The organism is Micromonospora sp. WMMD730, assembly GCF_049178955.1.
In the GTDB taxonomy this organism is placed as follows: Bacteria; Actinomycetota; Actinomycetes; order Mycobacteriales; family Micromonosporaceae; genus Micromonospora; species Micromonospora wenchangensis.
In genome coordinates this window covers 5970247-5987814 of the sequence record NZ_JBMHML010000002.1, presented here as the reverse complement: position 1 = coordinate 5987814, position 17568 = coordinate 5970247, and the positions used below count along the sequence as shown (strand labels likewise).

Genomic DNA, 17568 nt, shown 5'->3' with positions numbered 1-17568 from the left:
GCGAGCATGGCGGGATGAACGCAGTCGATCGTCGCCGGCTGGCCCGGCTGGGGGCCGCCGCCGGCCTGCTGGTCACCCTCGTCGCCCTGCTGCTCGCTCCGGCCGGGCCGGCGAGCGCCCACGCCGTGCTCTCCAGCAGCAGCCCGGTGGCTTCGTCCGTGGTGCCGAGCGCCCCGTCAGAGGTGGTGCTGACGTTCAGCGAGTCGGTCCGCAAGGTGCCCGACAAGGTACGCGTCATCGCCCCGGACGGCTCCCGCGCCGACCGGGGTGAGCCCCGCTTCGAGGGGTCGGTGGTGACGATCGGGGTGGACCCGGCCGGGCCGCAGGGCACCTACCTGGTCAGCTACCGGGTGATCTCCGCCGACAGCCACCCGGTGTCCGGGGCGTTCACCTACTCGGTGGGGGCGCCGTCGACGCCGCCGACCGACTCCGGCTCGGACAGCCGGGCCGACCCGGTGGTCGGCGCGGGCGTGAAGGTGACCAAGTACCTGGGGTACGCGGGCCTGCTGCTGGTGGTGGGTCCGGCGCTGGTGCTGGCCGCGCTCTGGCCGCTGCGGCTGTCCCGGCGGGGCCCGGCCCGGCTGCTCTGGTCCGGCGTGGGGCTGCTGGCCGTCGCGACGGTGGCCGAGGTGTGGTTGCAGGTGCCGTACACCGCCGGCGGGGGGTTGTTCGACGTCACCGGGGAGGGCCTGTCCGAGGTGTTGGGCAGCGGGTACGGCACCGCCCACCTGATCCGGCTGGGCCTGCTCGTGGCGGCGGTGTTCCTGCTCCGGCCGCTGACCCGGGGGCCGGTGGGGCGTACCGACGGGATCATCCTGACCGGGCTCGGGGTGGCCGGGCTGTTCACCTGGCCGCTGGCCGGGCACCCGGCGGCCTCCCCGGCCCCGGCGGTGTCGGTGCTCGTCGACGCGGTGCACCTGGGCAGCATGGCGGTCTGGTTGGGCGGCCTGGTGATGCTGGCCGGGTTCCTGCTGCGCCGGGCCGACGAGCGGGAGCTGGGGGCGATCCTGCCGATCTGGTCCCGCTGGGCGGCGCTGGCGGTGGCGGCGCTGCTGCTGGCCGGCGTCGTGCAGGGGCTGATCGAGGTGGCCAGCGTCGAGGCGCTCACCGGCACCACGTACGGCCGGCTGCTGCTCGCCAAGATCGGGCTGTTCGCGCTGGTGGTGGCCGTGGCCGCGTACTCCCGGCAGTTGGTGCGGCGGCGGACCGCGGCGGCCCGGCCGGTGCCGGTGCGACGCGCGGTCTGGGTGGAGTTGGCGATCACCGCGGTGATCCTGGGGGTGACGGCGACCCTGGTGCAGACCCCGCCGGCCCGGACCGCCGTCGACGGCGGTTCCGGTGCCGACGCCGGCTACTACTCGACCACGTTGACCAGTCCGATCTACTCGCTGCAGGTGGAGCTGGACCCGGCCGAACGGGGCAACAACTCGATGCACCTGTACGCCTACACGCCGGACAACCGGCCGCAGCCGGTGGTGGAGTGGAAGGCCACCGCCGCGCTGCCCTCGGCCGGGATCGAGGCGATCGACATCCCGCTGCTCAAGCTCACCGACAACCACGCGACCGGGGAGTTCAGCTTCCCGTCGGCGGGTGAGTGGCAACTGCGTTTCACAGTCCGTACGTCCGACATCGACCAGGCCACGGTGACCGCCACCGTGCCGATCAAGTAAAGAAGGGCCCGTCCCCGATGATCCGTCTCCGGCGCTCCGCATCCGCCGCCGCGCTCACCCTCGCCGCCGTCACCGCCACGGTGCTCGGCCTCGCCGGGCCGGCCGCGGCGCACGTCACGGTCAACCCGAAGGAGGCGACCCAGGGCAGCTACGGCCGGTTCGCCGTCCGGGTGCCCAACGAGAGCGACACCGCCTCCACCGTCAAGATCGAGGTGAACCTGCCGGAGAACGCCCCGGTCGGCTCGGTCTCCACGATGCCGGTGCCGGGGTGGACGGTCGCGGTGGAGAAGCGCAAGGTGGACCCGCCGATCGAGGTGCACGGCAGCCAGCTCACCGAGGCGGTGTCGAAGCTCACCTGGACGGCCGCCGCCGGTGGGGGCGTCAAGCCGGGCGAGTTCCAGGAGTTCCCGATCTCGCTCGGTCCGCTGCCGCAGGTGGACAAGATGGTCTTCAAGACGCTCCAGACCTACTCCGACGGCAACGTGTCGCGCTGGATCGAGGAGCCCACGCCGGGTGCGGAGGAGCCGGAGAACCCGGCGCCGGTGCTGACCCTGACGGCGGCTGCAGCGTCCCCCTCGGCGGCCCCGGCGGCGGGTGCGCCGGCCGCGAAGGACGACGACGATGACGACGACGCCGGTTCGACGGCGGTCGTGCTGGGTGTCGCCGGCCTGCTGGCCGGGCTCGGTGGGCTGGCCCTCGGCGGGTTGGCCTTCGCCCGGACCCGGCGGGAGCCGACGCCGAGGTCGTGACCCGTACCACCCGCACCGGCCCGTCGGACCCGTCCGGCGGGCCGGTCGCGTCGCCGCCCCGACGCGGTGCCGGACGGGCCCGGACGCGGTGACGGCCCTCCGCGCTGCCGACGCGGAGGGCCGTCTCACCGGGGGATCGGTGGGCTGTGGGTCGTGACCGACTGACCCCAGATTAGCGCCAAAGGTCGAATAAGGGAATATCTGTCCTATTGGTGCTGCCGGCCGGCGGTCGGCACGGGCTCCCGCTCCCGCCTGCGCTCCCGGCGGACCGGCAGCAGCACGAGCAGCAGCAGCGCCAGCAGCACGTACTCGTTGCGCAGCAGGAACTCCCACGGGTTGTCCGTACGGGCCGGGGCCACCCCCCAGTCGTAGAACGAGACCACCCCGTAGACGATCACCAGGCCGGTGCCGGTGGCGAGGGCGAGCAGCCGCCGCCGACGGCGCGCCCCCGCCGGGGTCTGCGGGTCGGCGTCGAGCGCGGCGTCCACCAGCACCACCACCGCCGGGATGAACCAGTAGATGTGGTGGGTCCAGGTGATCGGGCTGACCAGACCGCCGACCAGCCCGGTGAGGGTGAGGCCGGTCAGCCAGTCACCGGCCCCGGCGGCGCGGGCCGCCCGCCACAACCCGTACCCCAGGATCGCCACGACCAGCACCAGCCAGAGCAGCCGGTTCGGCTCCTGCGGCGCGTCGATCCGACTGAGCAGACCGAACAGCGACTGGTTGCCGGTGTAGTCGGTGCGCCCCACCCGGTCGGTGGCCCACAGCTCGTGGGTCCAGAACCGCCACGAGTCGCGGGGGGCCACCGCGGCGGCCAGCAGCGTCGCCGCCGCCGCCGTGACACTCGCCACCACCGCCGCCCGCCACCGCCGGGTCACCAGCAGGTAGACGATGAAGATGCCCGGGAAGAGCTTGAGCGCCGTGGCCAGCCCGACGCCCACCCCGGCCCAGCGCCGCGCCTGCGGTACGGCGAAGAGCAGGTCGGCCAGGATCAGCACCACCAGCAGCATGTTGATCTGACCGAAGGTGATCGTCTCCCGGGTGCTCTCCACCGCGAAGACCAGCAGCACCGCCACGGTGAGCGCGTACGTCCGGTGCAGGCCGTGCCGCTCGATCACCGGCAGCACCAGCCAGCGGGTGGTGACCACGACGGCGACGCAGGTCAGTGCGGTGAAGATGACGATGGTCAGGCCCAGCGGCAGCACCCCGAACGGCCGCAGCAACAGGGCGCTGAACGGCGGGTACGTGAAATACAACTCACCCTGCACCCGGTCGGGCTGCACGTAGTCGTAGAGCGGGTGCCCGGACGCCCACCAGTCCATCGCCCGCATGTAGATCTTCAGGTCGAAGAAGTCGTGTACCAGGCCCGGCAGGTACAGCGCCGGCAGCACGGCCGCCAGCGCCAGCACCGTGACGACCCGGCGGGCCGTACGACTTCGCTGGTCCTCCGGGGTGGTGACGGGGGACGCGACGGATTCGGCGGGCACGGGGAAACCCTAGCGGTCCCACCCCGCGACAGTGCCGAGGCGCGGGTACCTGGGCTGCGCGTAGTCTGTTGCGGTGGCTGACCTTCTCGTCTGGATCGACTGTGAGATGACCGGGCTCGACCTCGGCAGCGACAAGCTGATCGAGGTGGCCGCACTGGTCACCGACCCCGACCTCAACGTGCTGGGGGAGGGCGTGGACGTGGTCATCCACGCCGACGAGGCGGCCCTGGAGGCGATGCCGGAGATCGTCCGCACCATGCACGCCAAATCCGGGCTCACCGAGGAGGTGCGCCGCTCCACGGTCACCCTCGCCGAGGCCGAGGACATGGTCCTGGAGTACGTCACCAGCCACGTGAAGGACCCGCGTACCGCGCCGCTGTGCGGCAACTCGATCGCCACCGACCGGGGCTTCATCGCCCGGGACATGACCCGGCTCGACGCCCACCTGCACTACCGCATGATCGACGTGTCGTCGATCAAGGAGCTGTGCCGGCGCTGGTACCCCCGGGTGTACTTCGGTCAGCCGCGCAAGGGGCTGGCGCACCGGGCCCTGGCCGACATCCGGGAGAGCATCCGCGAGCTGGAGTACTACCGGCGCACCCTGTTCGTGCCGCTGCCCGGCCCGGACGTCGAGACGGCGAAGTCGATCGCGGCGCAGCTCTAGGCCGGTGCCCGCCGAAGGGCGCAACCCGCTGGACGGGCCCCGCCCGGGTGTGGCTATTATTAGTCCGCACCCGCCCGGGAAACCGGCGCGGACGGCATGGTGGCTGTAGCTCAGTTGGCAGAGCACCGGGTTGTGGTCCCGGTTGTCGTGGGTTCAATTCCCATCAGTCACCCGGTTAGTGGATGTTCTCCACCGCAGGCCCCCTCATCCGAGGGGGCCTGAGTCGTTTCCGGGCCCGAGTCGTTCCGGGCCCGCGCCGCCCAGGGGTCGGGGTGCCGTCGAAGACGGGCCGGCCCCCACCTTCAGGCGGGGGCCGGCTCGTACGGTGTGCCGCAGGGGTCAGGGCGTCGGCTCAGCGCTCGGCGTCGGCGTGTTCCCGGCGTCCGGCTGCCCGGCGTCCGGCTCGTACGGCAGGGCGCTGCCCTTGACGTACTGGTCCCAGCTCATGTTCCAGTCGGTCCAGCCGTTGCCGTTCTGGAGCTTGCGCTCGGTGCCCTTGACGGTGATCGGGTCACCGATCTTGGTGTTGGCGAACAGCCAGGCACCGTCCTTCATCGACACGTTGACGCAGCCGTGCGAGACGTTCGTGGTGCCCTGCTGTCCCTCCGACCAGGGGGCGGCGTGGATGAACTCGCCACCCCAGGTGAGCCGCTGGGCATAGTCGATCTTGGTGCGGTAGCCCTCCTCGGGGCCCAGCTCCTCCATGGTGTCGAAGACCGTCTTGCGCAGCTTCTCGATCACCACCATCGTGCCGCTGGACGAGGGGGTGCTCTTCTTGCCCAGGCTGACCGGGATGGTCTTGACGACCTTGCCGTCCCTGGTCACGGTCATCCGCTTGGTCTTGTTGTCGACCTGCATCACCACCGACGGGCCGACCTTGACGTCCACGGTCAGGTCGGAGCGGCCGTACCAGCCGCCGCCCATCGGCAGCCCACCGGCCCGCACCCGGTACGAGATCGTGGTGCCCGACTGCCAGAACTCCTTGGGCCGGTAGCGGACCTCGGTGGGGCTGACCCAGTGCCAGACGCCCTCCTGCGCGGGGGTGCTGGTGACCGTCATCCGGCGCTGTACGTCGTCGCGGTAGTCCTCCGGGACGGCCCGACCGAACTTCACGATCAGCGGCATGCCCACGCCGACCACCTGGTTGTCGCCGAGGAAGCTGGTCACCCGTACCTGCTTGTCCGGCTTGGCCATCACCGTGAAGGCACTGGTGGCCGTGGCCGGCTTGCCGTCCTCACCGGTCGCCGTGACGGTGGCGGTGTACTTCTCCCCGTACTCCAGCGTGCCGTCGGGCAGCCAGCTCGCGCCGTCCGCGGCGAGCTTGCCCTCGACGGCCTTGCCGGCGGCGTCGGTGAGCGCGACGGTGGTGTCCTTCGCGTCCTTGGCGGTGAAGACGATGCCGGTGGAGGCCGGGACGTCGGTGGCGTCGGCCTTCGGCTCGGTGATCGTCGCGCTGGCCTTCGGCGCGGCCTCCTCGCCGCCGCCCTGCCAGCTCGACGGCTTGTCGCCGCCCGAACCGGTGCAGGCAGAGGTGAGGGCCAGCGCCGCGGCGAGGACCCCCGCCGCGAGCACCCGGCGACGACCGGTGCGCCCGGTCAGGTGGTCCTGGACAACTCGCATGATTCCCTCACAGTCGTGGTCCCCGATGTCCCATCGTCCCTCACAGACGCGGCGGCGCGCCCGTCGGTTGCGAAGGGTGAACTGAAACACGCCGCCGGGCGGGGTGCGATGACGATCGGTCACCGGCCCGTACCGTTCCGGGTCGGCGACCTGCGCCGACCCGGAACGGCGGTCAGACCAGCGGACCCGAACCGCCCTGCGGCACCGGCACCGCGCTGCCCTTGACGAATTCCGCCCAGGTCAGGCTCCAGGCCGTCCACCCGTTGCCCTGTTCGAGCTTGCGCGGGGTGCCCTTGACCGTGATCGGGTCACCCACCTTCGTCTGGGAGAAGAGCCACTTGCCCATCGCCATCGACACGTTGACGCAGCCGTGCGAGACGTTCCGCCGACCCTGCACCCCCTCGGACCACGGTGCCGCGTGGATGTACTCGCCGCCCCAGGTCAGCCGCTGAGCGAAGTCGATCTCGGTGCGGTACTGGTTGGCCGGGTCCGGTTCGTCCATGGTGTCGAAGACGGTCTTCTCCTTCTTCTCCATCACCACCATGGTGCCGCTGGACGACGGGGTGCTCTTCTTGCCCAGGCTGACCGGCAGCGTCTTGATCAGCTGGCCGCCCTGGAAGACCTCCATCTGCTTGGTGGCGTTGTCCACCTTCATCTCGAAGGCCCGCCCGATCTTGGCGGTGGCCGACCGGTCCACGTTGCCGTACCGGCCGTTGCTCAACGGAATCCCGGCCAGCGCGATCCGGACGCTCAACGTCGTCCCCGGCTGCCAGTACTCCGGTGCCCGGTAGTACGCCTGCGTGCCGTTGGAGACCCAGTGCCAGGCCCCCGGCTGCGGTGGATCGGTCTTGACGAACATCCGCTTCTGGACGGCCGCCCGGTCCTTCTGCGGGATACCCGGGCTGAACTCGGCCACCACCGGCATGGCCACGCCGTACGTCCGGTCGTCGAAGAGGTACAGGCCGGAGCCGATCATCGAGTTCGGCTTGGCCATCGTGGTGAACGTGCTCACCCCCTGCCGGGGCTGGCCGTCAGCGCCGGTGCCGGTCACCGTGGCCTTGTACCTGGTGTTGTATTTCAGGGCCGACGACGGCACCCAGGAGCTGCCGTCCAGACGCATCTTCCCGCCGACCTGCTTGCCGTCACCCGTGGTGAGGGTGACCGAGGAGATCTTTCCGCCGTCCGGGAGGTCGGCGCTGATCTCGGTGCTGACCGGCCTGCCCTTCGCCCCGTTCGCCGGACTGACCGTCAGGTCGGCCGCCGTCGGCGCGGACGGCGACGCGCCACCGGGCTGCGTCGGAGTCGCCTCCCCGGCGCTCGGCGTGGCCACGGTGCCGCCGACGAACTCGGCTTCCTTCTTCTGGTCGCCGCCGCAACCGGCCAGAGCCAGCGACGCCGCCAGGACAAGAGCGCCCGCCATCGCCCCGCCCCGCGTGAACCTGCCCATCCCCACCTCTGTTCTCGCGTGCCTGGCGGACATCGTGCCCCATGTCGGCCACCAGCTCGATGCCGGACGTGTGTTGTCGGGGGGATGTGTTCACTTTTGCCCGATAAGCTCGCCCGAAGGGTGGAGCCGGGTATCGGATTGGAACCCCGCTCATGGCCCGTGCTAGTGTTCTCTCCGTTGCCAACGAGCGCCGCTAGCTCAACTGGCAGAGCAGCGGACTCTTAATCCGCGGGTTCGGGGTTCGAGTCCCTGGCGGCGCACCACAAAAAGGCCCTGACCAGCGTATAGCTGGACAGGGCCTTGATGTTTATCTATGTAGTTTTGAACCGTCCCCCGTAAACCCCTCAGTAACGCCGTGGGGCGATCACATTCGACGGGGCGGGTGGTGCTGCCGGACGCTGCCCGTCTATGCGGTCGGCTGCGGGCCAGGGCCGGGGTTCTCCGGGTCGCCTGACGTTGGCCTTCCGCCGAGCTGTTCGAGGATGGCGGAGCTGTCCGGGGCGAGGGCGGCCTTGACGATGTAGTGCTTTTTGGTGATCTCGTTGCTTCCGTGCCCGAGCTGGGCGGCGGCGCTGTCGGTGTTGGCCTCCCGGTCGATCAGGGTGGCGACGGTCTTGCGGAAGGTGTGCGGGGTGACCCATTCGAGGCCGGTGTCGGCGCGGGCTGCACGCCACTGTCGGCGGACGTTCGGTGGGGAGAGCCAGGTGCCGCGTCGGGAGGCGAAGATCGCGTCGTGGGGGTTGTCGGCGGCGTCGAGTTTGCGGGCCATCAGCATTCCGACCGCGAAGCGGGGCAGGACCACTGACCGGAAGCCCGCGTCGGTCTTCGTCCACTCCTGGCGGAAGAAGCCCTGGCCTTTGACGTAGATGATGGTGCCGCAGATCGTCAGGACGGGGTGTTCGACGGCGAGATCTAGGTCTTCCCACCGCAGCGCCAGGATCTCGCCGATGCGGGCGCCGGTGGCGAGCATGAGGTCAACGATGTCGGCCAGGTCGCTGGTCGGGCGAGGGCCTGACTTGCCGGGGGTCGGCTGTTGCCATCTCCGGATCGCCACGCGGACGTCGTCGAGTTGTTCCCGTTCGAGGGCGACGACGGTCTTGCGTGGTTTGCGTAGGCGGCTGGTGTCGCGGATGGGGTTGGTGGTGAGCGCGCCGCGACGTACGGCCAGTGCCAGCATCTGGCCGAGGACCACTTTCGCGCTCTTGGCGGCCGAGGGGCGATCCTCGGCGATCTTGCGCAGGAACTTGTCGATGCGGCCCGCGCTGGCCTCCCGGATTCGTAGGTCGCCCAGGGCGGGCACGATGGAGACCCGCACGCTGATCTCGTACCTGCTGATGCTCTGCGGCGAGACGCGCTCCTCTGCGGTGATCTCTTCCAGCCACCGAGCAGCGAGCGTGCTGACGTGCGTCTCCCGGGTGATCTCGTCGTCGTTGGGGGCCACCCGGTCACGTAGCTTGATCTTCAGCGCGCGAATGGCGGCCGGGCCGGTGGTGTCGGTGGCCTCGACGTCGCGGGTCTTGCCGTCGTGATCGCGGTAGCGGGTTCGGGCGCAGTACCGGTTGGGGCCGAGCTTCTCGGTGCGGATGTTGCCCCAGGTGCCGATGGGCAGCGGAGGTCGGGCCATGGCTCAGCGCTCCGGGTCGGTGTGGGCGTCGAGCCAGCGTTCGACCTCGCTGCGCCGGTAGCGCAGGGTGTTGCCGACGCGGATGGCACGCGGTCCCTTGCCTCGGCTGTGCCAGGCGTAGAGGGTGTTCTTCGGCTTGCCCAGCCAGGCCGCGACGTCGTCGATGGTCAGGAGGGGGTCAGGCCGCCACTCGACGGCCGGGGCGCTCACTGCGGACCCGTCGCGGTGGGTGGGCCGGGCTGGGGGTGTGGCCTGGGGGGATCGTCGGACCACTGGTGGTCGGTAGGGGCGGGTCGTACGTTCCCTGGCGTGGGGTGCAGATGGGGCGGGCACGGATCGGGTGTCCTTTCATCGTCCCGGTCCGGGTGGGACCGGGGATCGATGGCGCTGCCGCCGGGATTGGCGTTTCCGGGGGGCACCGCCTGTGCACGTCGATCCACGCGGTGCGGGGCGAAGGCATCAAGCTGGTCAGCGTGCACCGTGGTGCCGACTGGCCGGCTCTCGGCGTCGTGTGCGCTGGAGTTCGTCGGGCGGCGGAAAACGGCGACGTCCTCGTGTTGCAGGAGCCATTGCGGGTCGCCGGTGGCGATGGCGTCGCGGATGTTCTTCTGCTGGAAGAACGAGGCGCGGGGGATGATCCGGCCGTCGCGGACGCCGCAGATGAGGGCGATGCACTCCTCGACCAGTTCGAGGCCGGCATTGGTGCCGGCGGCGGCGACCATGCCGGGGATGTCGATGAGTTCGCCGTGGCGGCGGTAGGGGCGGGCGGTGACGATGACGTGTCCGCCGGGCCGCAGGAGTTGGCGGCAGCCGGTGAGGATCGCGGTGAACCCGTCGGCGAGTTGGCCGGGGGTGCGGTAGGCGAGGTTGTCGCTGCTGCCGTACCTGTGGTTGATCTTGCGGAGCTGTCCGCGTCTCGGGCCTGGTGTGCGGACGTGGCCGTGGGTGGATGGCCCGTAGGGCGGTGAGGTGATCACCAGGGAGACCTGTCCGTGCAGGCTTGCCGGCAGTAGGGCCGGTAGGGCGGTGGAATCTCCGTGGTACATCTCGCCCCGACCCGGTGCGCCGGCTCGGAGGGCGTGGTGGATGTTGTCGGCTGCTCTGGTGACCCATTCGGCTTCGTACTCGACGCCGACGCCGTGGCGGCCGAGGTGCATGGCTTCGATGACGGTGGTGCCGATGCCGGCCATGGGGTCGAGGACCACGTCGCCAGGGCTGGTGTAGGTACGGATGGCGTACCGGGCGATGGTGGGCAGCATCTTGCCGGGATGAGCCAGCGACTCGGGGGTGTATCGGCCGCGACGTAGGTCGCGAGACGGGTGCTGACCGGTGAGCCAGACTGTGCCGAGGTAGCCCTCGGCGAGCAGGGCCGCCAGATCGGGCCCGTCAGGGTACGGCGGCGTGGAGTCGTGCAGACCAGTGGTCAGCGCCGACGGACGAGGCTCAGGCATGGGTGTTCTCCTCACCGGTGGCGGTGGTTCCGAACACGACCAGGTCCCGGAAGGTCGGAAGGTGCCGGCCGGCGAGTAGGCGCCGTCCGTCGTCGCCTTCGTTGGGGCGTTGCGGGGCGGTGTGCGGTTCGTGCTCGGGTAGCGGGACGAGGACGGCGGGGATGTGCTGGTGGTAGAAGAGGCCGGCGGCGCGGGCGGCAGCGATGACCGTCGCGCGGTAGCTGAACCCGCCGGGTGGGGGTGGCGCGGTGGTGAGTCCGGCGATCAGGAACCCGCCGGGGCGCAGCAGTGGCCGCCAGGTGCTCATTGCGGTGTTCACATCGTCGTGCTGCTCGATCGTCTGTGGTAGCGCCGCCAGGATCAGGTCGACACCCTGATCGGGCTGGTGAGGCACAACGAAGTTCGGGCGTGCGGAAGGCGGGAGCCACCGATGCAGACCGTGAGGGTCGGTGTGCAACTGAGCTGGTATTCGGTGCAGGTCGGTGGTCGCGGCGAGGACGGCGGGGTGTGCGTCGAGGTCGAGAACCACATCCCCGGCGTCGGTGTAGCGGCGGATGAGGTAGGCGAGGTGGTTCGGGGATAGTCCGTGCCAGTCCGGCACTTCCGGGCGGTGCGTGCGCGCTGTGCGGGTGTGGGGGAGGAGCAACCCGACCGGTACCGGCTGCTGCCGGTCGTCGGGAGCGGTGGGGCTGGGCTTCGGCATGGCGTGTGGGCCACGTCCGCCGACGAGCGCTGACACCAAGGGATTACAAATCCGGACCTCGGATTGGATACCCGGCCTCCTGCCGGCATACCGGTCCAGATGCAAAAGCAGGTACGGCCGGAGTAGCGCTCCGGCCGTACCTGTTGGAGCCCTAATACTCCAGCCGCGCCTGGTGAAGTCGGTGTCTTCGCTGGTAGTGGGCTGTTCTGGCGCGGTGTTGGTGTCGGCATCGCCATCGTGACCATCGATGTATATGGTCGAAGGGTCGGTTGGTGGTGATCAGGTGTGCCAGGAGACGGCGGACCTCGCCGAGGGAGCGGGATGAGACCGTCATCGGATTCGGCGCCCCCCATTTTGGCCTGCGCGGCGGTGACGGCGAGGTAGGCGTGGGCGCACAGAACGAGAGTTATGTGCCGGTACCAGGCGTCGTACCGACGCACCTGATAGTGATCCAGGCCGACCTCGGTCTTGGCGGTCTGGAAGCACTCCTCGATAGCCCAACGGGTCCCTGCCACCCGGATCAGATCCTCGTCCTGCGTGCCGGCGGGGCCGAAGCACAAGTAGTAGGCCAGGTCCTTGGGGTCGGTGATGCTGCGGCGGATCAGCAGCCAGTGGCCGTAACCGTCGTCGGTGCCCGGCAAGGATGCCACGGCCTAGTCGTAGAGTCGCGGCCCTTTGGCACCGTCGCCGTAGCTGCGGCGCTTCCACGCCAGAACCGGCGCGTTCGCGGCGAGAACATCTGGGCGGGAGTTGCCGGCCGTGGTCGGGACCCGTTGGTTGCGGGGCACGGCCAGGACGTAACCGATGCGCTGCTGCTGCAGCCACGTCCGGAACTTGGAGTCCTGTCCGTAGGCCTCGTCCGCGGTGACCCACCGCGCCGGCAGGCCGGCGGTGATGGCGCGTTCGACCATTCGCAGGCCCAGCGCGGGCTTCGTGGCGAAGCCGACGCTGGCGGCGATGCCGGCTTCGGTGCGGCGGGCGGGGTCGTCACACCAGCCACGGGGCAGATACAACTCCCGGTCGATCAGCGTGCGTCCGGCCGGGCTGGCGTAGGCCAGGAACACACCGAGCTGGCAGTTCTCCGTCCGCCCGGCCGTGCCCGAGTACTGACGCTGCACCCCGGCCGACTTAATCCCCTTCTTCAGGAACCCGGTCTCGTCGACGATCAACACTGCGTCGTCGTGACCGAGGTGCTCGGACACGTAGGCGAACAGGTCATCACGGACAGCGTCTGGGTCCCACGCGGACCTGTTCAGCAGCCGCTGCATCCGGTCCGGCGTCGCATCGCCGGCGGCCTCAGCCAAGGTCCAGCCGTTCTTGGCCGCCAACGGCGACAGCAACCCGACCAGGTAGGTCAACGCCTGCCGACGCGGCTCCGCCCGCCCGAGACGGTGCGCGAACCGCGCCCGCAGATCATCCAGACCCGCCCGCCAGCCGACGATCTCATCGATCAACACAAGCACGGAAGCCTGCCCGCTCTCCGACCGAACACAACAGACAGACGGTGCGACCATGCAACCTGTACGCCGAATAGCATCGATGCCCGCACCTGCCCTGCTGACATGACTCGAATATCGATCATGCCGATGAGCTGCTGAAACTAAGATCGGGCAACTACGGCTGGAGTTCTAAGCATTGACGAGCGAACGAATCGATGATGGACTCTTGATGCCGGAGTGCACATGATCCATCACCGTCAGTGAGGGCAGCTTCGGCAAAGGAAGGGGAGTCTTGAAGAAGTCCTACCTGGCCATCGGGGCGGCACTAGCCGCTTTCGCGTTCGCTGCGCCAACCGCCGCTATGGCCGTCAACGTCAGCACGTACGGTTCGAGAACCGCCGAGTACGACACCTGGGGAGGCATCACCGTCTCCGACATCAGCGCGGACAGCAACGATGTCTACGCTGACTGGAAGCGAGACAGCGGTACACCACAGGTGCTCCGGAACTCTCGGGGGAACGGCACGAGCGAAGACAGCGGCACGTCCAGCAACAAGGTGGCGCGCTTCAACTCCTGCACCGACGATGCGGGCCCCAACACCTGCAGCGGAACTGTCTACCGCTAGCGGTTCGGTCCTCGTTGACCGCAACTAGAACCGCTACAGTGAGCGCGGGCCGGCAGCCGGTCCGCGCTCACGGCGGATCAAGGGGGGACCAGTGAGTGAGGTGTTGGCAGTAGAGGCAAGACGTCTCCGCTATGAGGTGGCGGGTCGAGTCATCCTAGATGAGGTCAATCTGGCGGTCAGCAAGGGCACATCGACAGCGATCGTCGGTCCGAGTGGGACGGGAAAGACCACCCTACTCATGTGCCTGGCTGGCATCCTTGAAGTCGCAGCCGGCTCGATCTTCGTCGGTAAACATGAAATTACGGCCATGAGACCAGCCGCTCGCGCCGCCGCACGCCTTCGCGAGATTGGCCTCATTTACCAATTCGGGGAACTTCTTCCCGAACTGAGTCCGATCGACAATATTGCACTTCCGGCACTACTCGCGGGAATTCGCCGCAAGCAGGCCTACGATCGCTCCCGCTTTTTGCTTGCCGAGTTGAAGGTGGAAGCACTGGCAGAGACGCCCACTGCCGCGCTGTCCGGTGGTGAACGTCAACGGGTTGCCGTAGCGCGGGCGCTCGTGACCGAGCCGTCCTTGGTGCTGGCAGACGAGCCGACGGGGTCACTCGATTCCGCAGCCACAGAACTCGTCGCGAATCTGCTCTTCGAGCTTCCGAAGAACCATAGCTGTGCACTCGTGGTGGTGACACACAACAATCAGGTGGCAGTACAGGCAGACCATATTCTCGAAATCGGCGCTACGCAGGATGAAATGGCGGTGAACAGTTGATTCCCGCCTTTCTGCCACTGCTCATGGTGGGTCACGGGGCAGGGCGGCGCGCAGGCCTAAGCGCGACGATACACCGATTTTCGTTGATTGTCGCAACAGCTGTTATCATCCTCGCGGCCTGGCTTTTCGTCATCGCGGCAACCGTTTCATCTGCCAGCAATGATCGAATTGCGGCTCGGGAACCAGTCTTTGTCTCCCCGGGCAATGAAGGCTCTGCAGCAGCACAATGGATGATCCATGCCGACACTGCGGACAACAGGCAGTTCCTCGTCCTTTATATCTCCCCGCTGCGTGACGATGCCACACCTCCACCCGGATTGACCCGCTGGCCCGTGCCCGGCGAGGCATTCTTCTCTCCAGAACTACTCAGAACATCACGCGCCCACGAACTAACTCAGAGGTACGGAACATTTGGCGGCGCGATCGAATATTCGGGTTTAGCTACCGCGACAGAGCGGCTCGTCTACTACCGTCCACCGACCGACAGGGCATTCGACCAACGCGATGGCGACGTTGCGATATCCAAATTCGGTGTCGATCGAGCAGCTCTGGGATCGGAGTATTTTCCTAATACTGTCGACGGCTTCGACAAGTGGCGGGTCTCAGATATCTATATTCTCCTACTTGTCGTGGTTGCGCTACCATCAGCCCTGCTCATTTTCCTCGCGGTTCGTAGCAATTCCGAACGCCGCGATCGCCGGCTGGCCATGCTCAACGCCTTAGGCGCCCCCGCTTCGGCTCGAGCATCGGTGCTCATTGGCGAGGCCGTAGTGCCCGTATTCGTCGGTGCCGTCCTCGGGTCTGCAATAGCATTCGCTATGACGTGCTTCGACATTCGCGTCCCCCTCACCGGGTATTTTCTTCAATCTGGTGACATGATCTCGGCGCAGCGGTGGCTTCTCGTAGTCACCGCATGCTCTATCGTCGTCACGATGGCGCTCGTCGTCATCGCGCAACTGCGACGCGCGGCCAAGGGTGAAACAAGACCGAGTCAATTGCATCCGCGCTTTAGAAGATGGCTGCAATCAAGTTTTCCCGTCTTCATTGCACTGTCGATATGGGGCGCTGCCACCGCTCGTGACGGAGGAGCCCGCTATTCACCGGGTCTGATCGTATTCGTGATCGCCCTGTTGGGCACACTCATCTCACTCCCCTCGGTCCTAGGGAGTGGAGCTGCGCTGCTCGGCCGTATCCTGGCACGCACAGGAAGAAAAACAAGCTCCCCTGCCCTAATTATCGGTGGGAGCTGGTTGAATCAGAGGCCCATGATGGTTGCCCGCTTGTGTGCGGCGTTTGTCGTGGGCCTAGGCTTGCTGGTCCAGGTTCAAGTGCAGCAGGAATGGATAGTTCAACAAACACGGGGACTAGCTAACGGCGTTGCCCCTCAGGCGCTTTCCGTCGGCAATAGCCTTGTTATCCTCAGATCGAGCGTCGGCGAAAAAGAGAGTCAACATTTCAGTGTTGCGATCGGCCAGGACAAAGTTTTGCGAGTTGTCGAGCAGAACAACACTCCAGTCCTCGTCGGCACCTGCGAAGCACTGAAGGAATTCGGCAGTCTTCAGACCTGCCCCGGAAGCATGCCGCAGGATATCGTCGGCGTATTTTCGCAGCTCAATCGGCGAGGTGGTCTCCTCGTCGGTGGTACGCTCATCTCGGCCCCCGATCTAAGTATTTCCACTGACCTCGGCATCGGTGGCACGACCCGTGGATACTTCGTACTTAATAGCGAAGGGGAGGCCGGTGTAGAGAGGATCACTAGGGCGGCCTACGCAAATCTGACCAAGCCCTATGTATCCACTCCAGGGCAGGAATGGATAACTGGCGGACTTGCCGGCGCTGCCGTATTTGATTGGGTTCTCGCTCTAGGTGCAGTTGGTCTCATCATTCTTGCCGCAGCGGGTGCCCTTGCCGCCAGCGGCATGTTCTTGACTAACGCTCGCTCAGTGGGCGTGGTCGGCACCTACAGCAACCGGACTTCCCTTTACCTGGGGATTGCGATGTGGAATCTTGGCGTCCCTCTGCTTCTCGCTGGTGCCATCGGTTCGGGAGTCGCAGCATTTTTGGGGCTGATGACGCTCCATATCCGTCGAGTCGGAGGCATTTCTCTGTCCGTCCTCGGCGCGGGGGTCACCTCTGTGGCGGTGATGGCTGGGATTCTCACCATTATTTGCGGCATCGGTGCCGCGCGGTCAGTGCGCACCTGGAGGCCAGCAGCCGACTAATACTGAGCCCTTTCCAGCCTGATCTTGCAGGTCAGGCTGGTAGCTCTGGGCCGCCGATCGATGAGGGCGAGGCTCCAGGTAAGACAGCAAATCGACCAAGACCCGATGCCCCGACCGGGAGCCTCGCCTGTGCTGTCTTACCCGTCCACGATCTCGTTGTCCAGCCGGACCCTGAACCACCTGGCCGATCGCATCCGAAGCCACCGCCACCAGCGCCGATCCAGGTGGCGGCGCCTCGACGCGGGGCGGCAGCCACTGCTCGCCCTGGCTCACCTGCGCAACGGCGACACCTATACCCGTCTCGCTGCCGGATTCACCGTCGGCGTGAGCACCGCATGGCGGTATGTCCAGGAAGCGATAGCCCTGCTCGCGACGGCCGCCGATAACCTGGCCACCACCATGCACCGGATCCGCCGACTGGCGTACGCGATCCTGGACGGCACCCTGATCCCGATCGACCGGGTCGCCGACCAGAAGCCGTACTACTCCGGGAAACACCAGCACCATGGCGTGAACGTGCAGGTCATCACCGATGCCGCTGGCCGCCTCGTCTGGGCTTCACCGGCGCTGCCCGGTTCGGTCCATGACCTGACCGCAGCCCGAACCCACGGCATAATCAACGCGCTGAGCAGCGCGAACGTGATGACCTTCGCCGATAAGGGCTACCAGGGTGCTCGCGGCAGCGTGCGCACCCCGTTCAAGCGACGCCGCTTCCGGCCGAAGCTGTCACGCCGACAGAAGACCGTCAACCGCGCCCACGCGACAATCCGCGCCCGCGGCGAACGCGCGATCGTAAGACCTCGCTGATCGTCTCGGCCTTGAACAGAATCGCCATGGGCGCGGTAGGAGGTCCTGGTCGCCGTCCTCCGCGATGCCATGGCTGGGTCATGGTCGGCACGTGTTCAAAGGGCGCAGCCTCTACGCGGGTACGGCTGGCACTGTGGCCCGTGAACGGCCTGGCCACGCATTGCACACCGTGGAGCATGACGTCCTCCGGTTCATGCCGCGGTGCGTTGACGAGTGACGGCGAGGTTCGGGGTTGAACACGCGTCGAGATGCCTAGAACAAGATCAGCAGTGTTCATGATTTGTGCAA

Annotated in this window: 13 protein-coding genes, 2 tRNA genes and 2 pseudogenes; 9 read left to right on the top strand and 8 right to left on the bottom strand. The window is 67.6% G+C overall.

Annotated features, from left to right (window positions below):
• The first annotated feature begins 14 nt into the window (after nt 1–14).
• Together ACN265_RS25395 and ACN265_RS25390 are read left to right on the top strand one after the other, a co-directional pair.
• A complete protein-coding gene (locus ACN265_RS25395) occupies nt 15–1670 on the top strand; it encodes a copper resistance CopC/CopD family protein (RefSeq protein ID WP_204927192.1) in 1656 nt (551 codons plus the stop codon).
• A 17-nt stretch (nt 1671–1687) separates the two neighbouring features.
• On the top strand, nt 1688–2419 hold the full coding sequence (locus ACN265_RS25390; RefSeq protein WP_420118659.1) for a YcnI family protein: 732 nt from the start codon (nt 1688–1690) through the stop codon (nt 2417–2419).
• Between the two features lie 206 nt (nt 2420–2625).
• Here the strand turns inward: ACN265_RS25390 and ACN265_RS25385 are convergent, their stop codons facing one another.
• Complete coding sequence (locus ACN265_RS25385; RefSeq protein ID WP_421410030.1) at nt 2626–3906, bottom strand: glycosyltransferase family 87 protein; 1281 nt, start codon at nt 3904–3906, stop codon at nt 2626–2628.
• A gap of 73 nt (nt 3907–3979) precedes the next feature.
• Here ACN265_RS25385 and orn point away from each other — a divergent pair, with 73 nt between their 5' ends.
• Both orn and ACN265_RS25375 read left to right on the top strand, forming a co-directional pair.
• Nucleotides 3980–4570: an oligoribonuclease gene (gene orn / locus ACN265_RS25380; protein ID WP_204927189.1), complete on the top strand. Its 591-nt coding sequence runs from the start codon at nt 3980–3982 to the stop codon at nt 4568–4570.
• A gap of 99 nt (nt 4571–4669) precedes the next feature.
• Nucleotides 4670–4742: transfer RNA gene (locus ACN265_RS25375), tRNA-His, on the top strand.
• A gap of 167 nt (nt 4743–4909) precedes the next feature.
• Here the strand turns inward: ACN265_RS25375 and ACN265_RS25370 are convergent.
• Together ACN265_RS25370 and ACN265_RS25365 are read right to left on the bottom strand one after the other, a co-directional pair.
• Entirely contained in the window at nt 4910–6190 is a 1281-nt protein-coding gene (locus ACN265_RS25370; RefSeq protein ID WP_421410028.1) for an Ig-like domain-containing protein, read from the bottom strand.
• Between the two features lie 172 nt (nt 6191–6362).
• Nucleotides 6363–7637: an Ig-like domain-containing protein gene (locus ACN265_RS25365; protein ID WP_421410026.1), complete on the bottom strand. Its 1275-nt coding sequence runs from the start codon at nt 7635–7637 to the stop codon at nt 6363–6365.
• A 187-nt stretch (nt 7638–7824) separates the two neighbouring features.
• Between ACN265_RS25365 and ACN265_RS25360 the strand changes: the two genes are divergently transcribed.
• A tRNA-Lys gene (locus ACN265_RS25360) sits at nt 7825–7900 on the top strand.
• Between the two features lie 143 nt (nt 7901–8043).
• Here ACN265_RS25360 and ACN265_RS25355 read toward each other — a convergent pair.
• The 5 genes and pseudogenes from ACN265_RS25355 to ACN265_RS25335 form a co-directional block, all read right to left on the bottom strand.
• Complete coding sequence (locus ACN265_RS25355; RefSeq protein WP_421410024.1) at nt 8044–9261, bottom strand: tyrosine-type recombinase/integrase; 1218 nt, start codon at nt 9259–9261, stop codon at nt 8044–8046.
• A gap of 3 nt (nt 9262–9264) precedes the next feature.
• On the bottom strand, nt 9265–9471 hold the full coding sequence (locus ACN265_RS25350) for a helix-turn-helix transcriptional regulator (protein ID WP_377683146.1): 207 nt from the start codon (nt 9469–9471) through the stop codon (nt 9265–9267).
• Nucleotides 9468–10712: a TRM11 family SAM-dependent methyltransferase gene (locus ACN265_RS25345; protein ID WP_421410021.1), complete on the bottom strand. Its 1245-nt coding sequence runs from the start codon at nt 10710–10712 to the stop codon at nt 9468–9470. The genes ACN265_RS25350 and ACN265_RS25345 overlap by 4 nt, the downstream gene beginning before the upstream one ends.
• The gene (locus ACN265_RS25340; RefSeq protein WP_421410019.1) at nt 10705–11415 is read right to left on the bottom strand and encodes a hypothetical protein; all 711 of its coding nucleotides are present in this window, start codon (nt 11413–11415) and stop codon (nt 10705–10707) included. The genes ACN265_RS25345 and ACN265_RS25340 overlap by 8 nt, the downstream gene beginning before the upstream one ends.
• Before the next feature lie 338 nt (nt 11416–11753).
• Nucleotides 11754–12872, bottom strand: a pseudogene (locus ACN265_RS25335) (IS701 family transposase); the annotation flags it as partial.
• A gap of 274 nt (nt 12873–13146) precedes the next feature.
• Between ACN265_RS25335 and ACN265_RS25330 the strand changes: the two are divergent.
• The 4 genes and pseudogenes from ACN265_RS25330 to ACN265_RS25315 all read left to right on the top strand — a co-directional run.
• On the top strand, nt 13147–13479 hold the full coding sequence (locus tag ACN265_RS25330; RefSeq protein WP_421410018.1) for a hypothetical protein: 333 nt from the start codon (nt 13147–13149) through the stop codon (nt 13477–13479).
• A 91-nt stretch (nt 13480–13570) separates the two neighbouring features.
• The gene (locus ACN265_RS25325) at nt 13571–14251 is read left to right on the top strand and encodes an ABC transporter ATP-binding protein (RefSeq protein WP_421410016.1); all 681 of its coding nucleotides are present in this window, start codon (nt 13571–13573) and stop codon (nt 14249–14251) included.
• Nucleotides 14252–14334: 83 nt separating this feature from the next.
• The gene (locus ACN265_RS25320; RefSeq protein WP_421410014.1) at nt 14335–16473 is read left to right on the top strand and encodes an FtsX-like permease family protein; all 2139 of its coding nucleotides are present in this window, start codon (nt 14335–14337) and stop codon (nt 16471–16473) included.
• A gap of 129 nt (nt 16474–16602) precedes the next feature.
• Nucleotides 16603–17265: pseudogene (locus tag ACN265_RS25315) on the top strand (transposase family protein); the annotation flags it as partial.
• Nucleotides 17266–17568: the final 303 nt, after the last annotated feature.

Excerpts from the sequence above, each read along its gene's own strand:
- ACN265_RS25365 (WP_421410026.1), bottom strand. The coding sequence starts at position 7,637 with ATGGGCAGGTTCACGCGGGGCGGGGCGATGGCGGGCGCTCTTGTCCTG.
- ACN265_RS25390 (WP_420118659.1), top strand. The coding sequence starts at position 1,688 with ATGATCCGTCTCCGGCGCTCCGCATCCGCCGCCGCGCTCACCCTCGCC.
- ACN265_RS25370 (WP_421410028.1), bottom strand. The coding sequence starts at position 6,190 with ATGCGAGTTGTCCAGGACCACCTGACCGGGCGCACCGGTCGTCGCCGG.
- ACN265_RS25395 (WP_204927192.1), top strand. The coding sequence starts at position 15 with ATGAACGCAGTCGATCGTCGCCGGCTGGCCCGGCTGGGGGCCGCCGCC.
- ACN265_RS25340 (WP_421410019.1), bottom strand. The coding sequence starts at position 11,415 with ATGCCGAAGCCCAGCCCCACCGCTCCCGACGACCGGCAGCAGCCGGTA.
- ACN265_RS25345 (WP_421410021.1), bottom strand. The coding sequence starts at position 10,712 with ATGCCTGAGCCTCGTCCGTCGGCGCTGACCACTGGTCTGCACGACTCC.
- ACN265_RS25355 (WP_421410024.1), bottom strand. The coding sequence starts at position 9,261 with ATGGCCCGACCTCCGCTGCCCATCGGCACCTGGGGCAACATCCGCACC.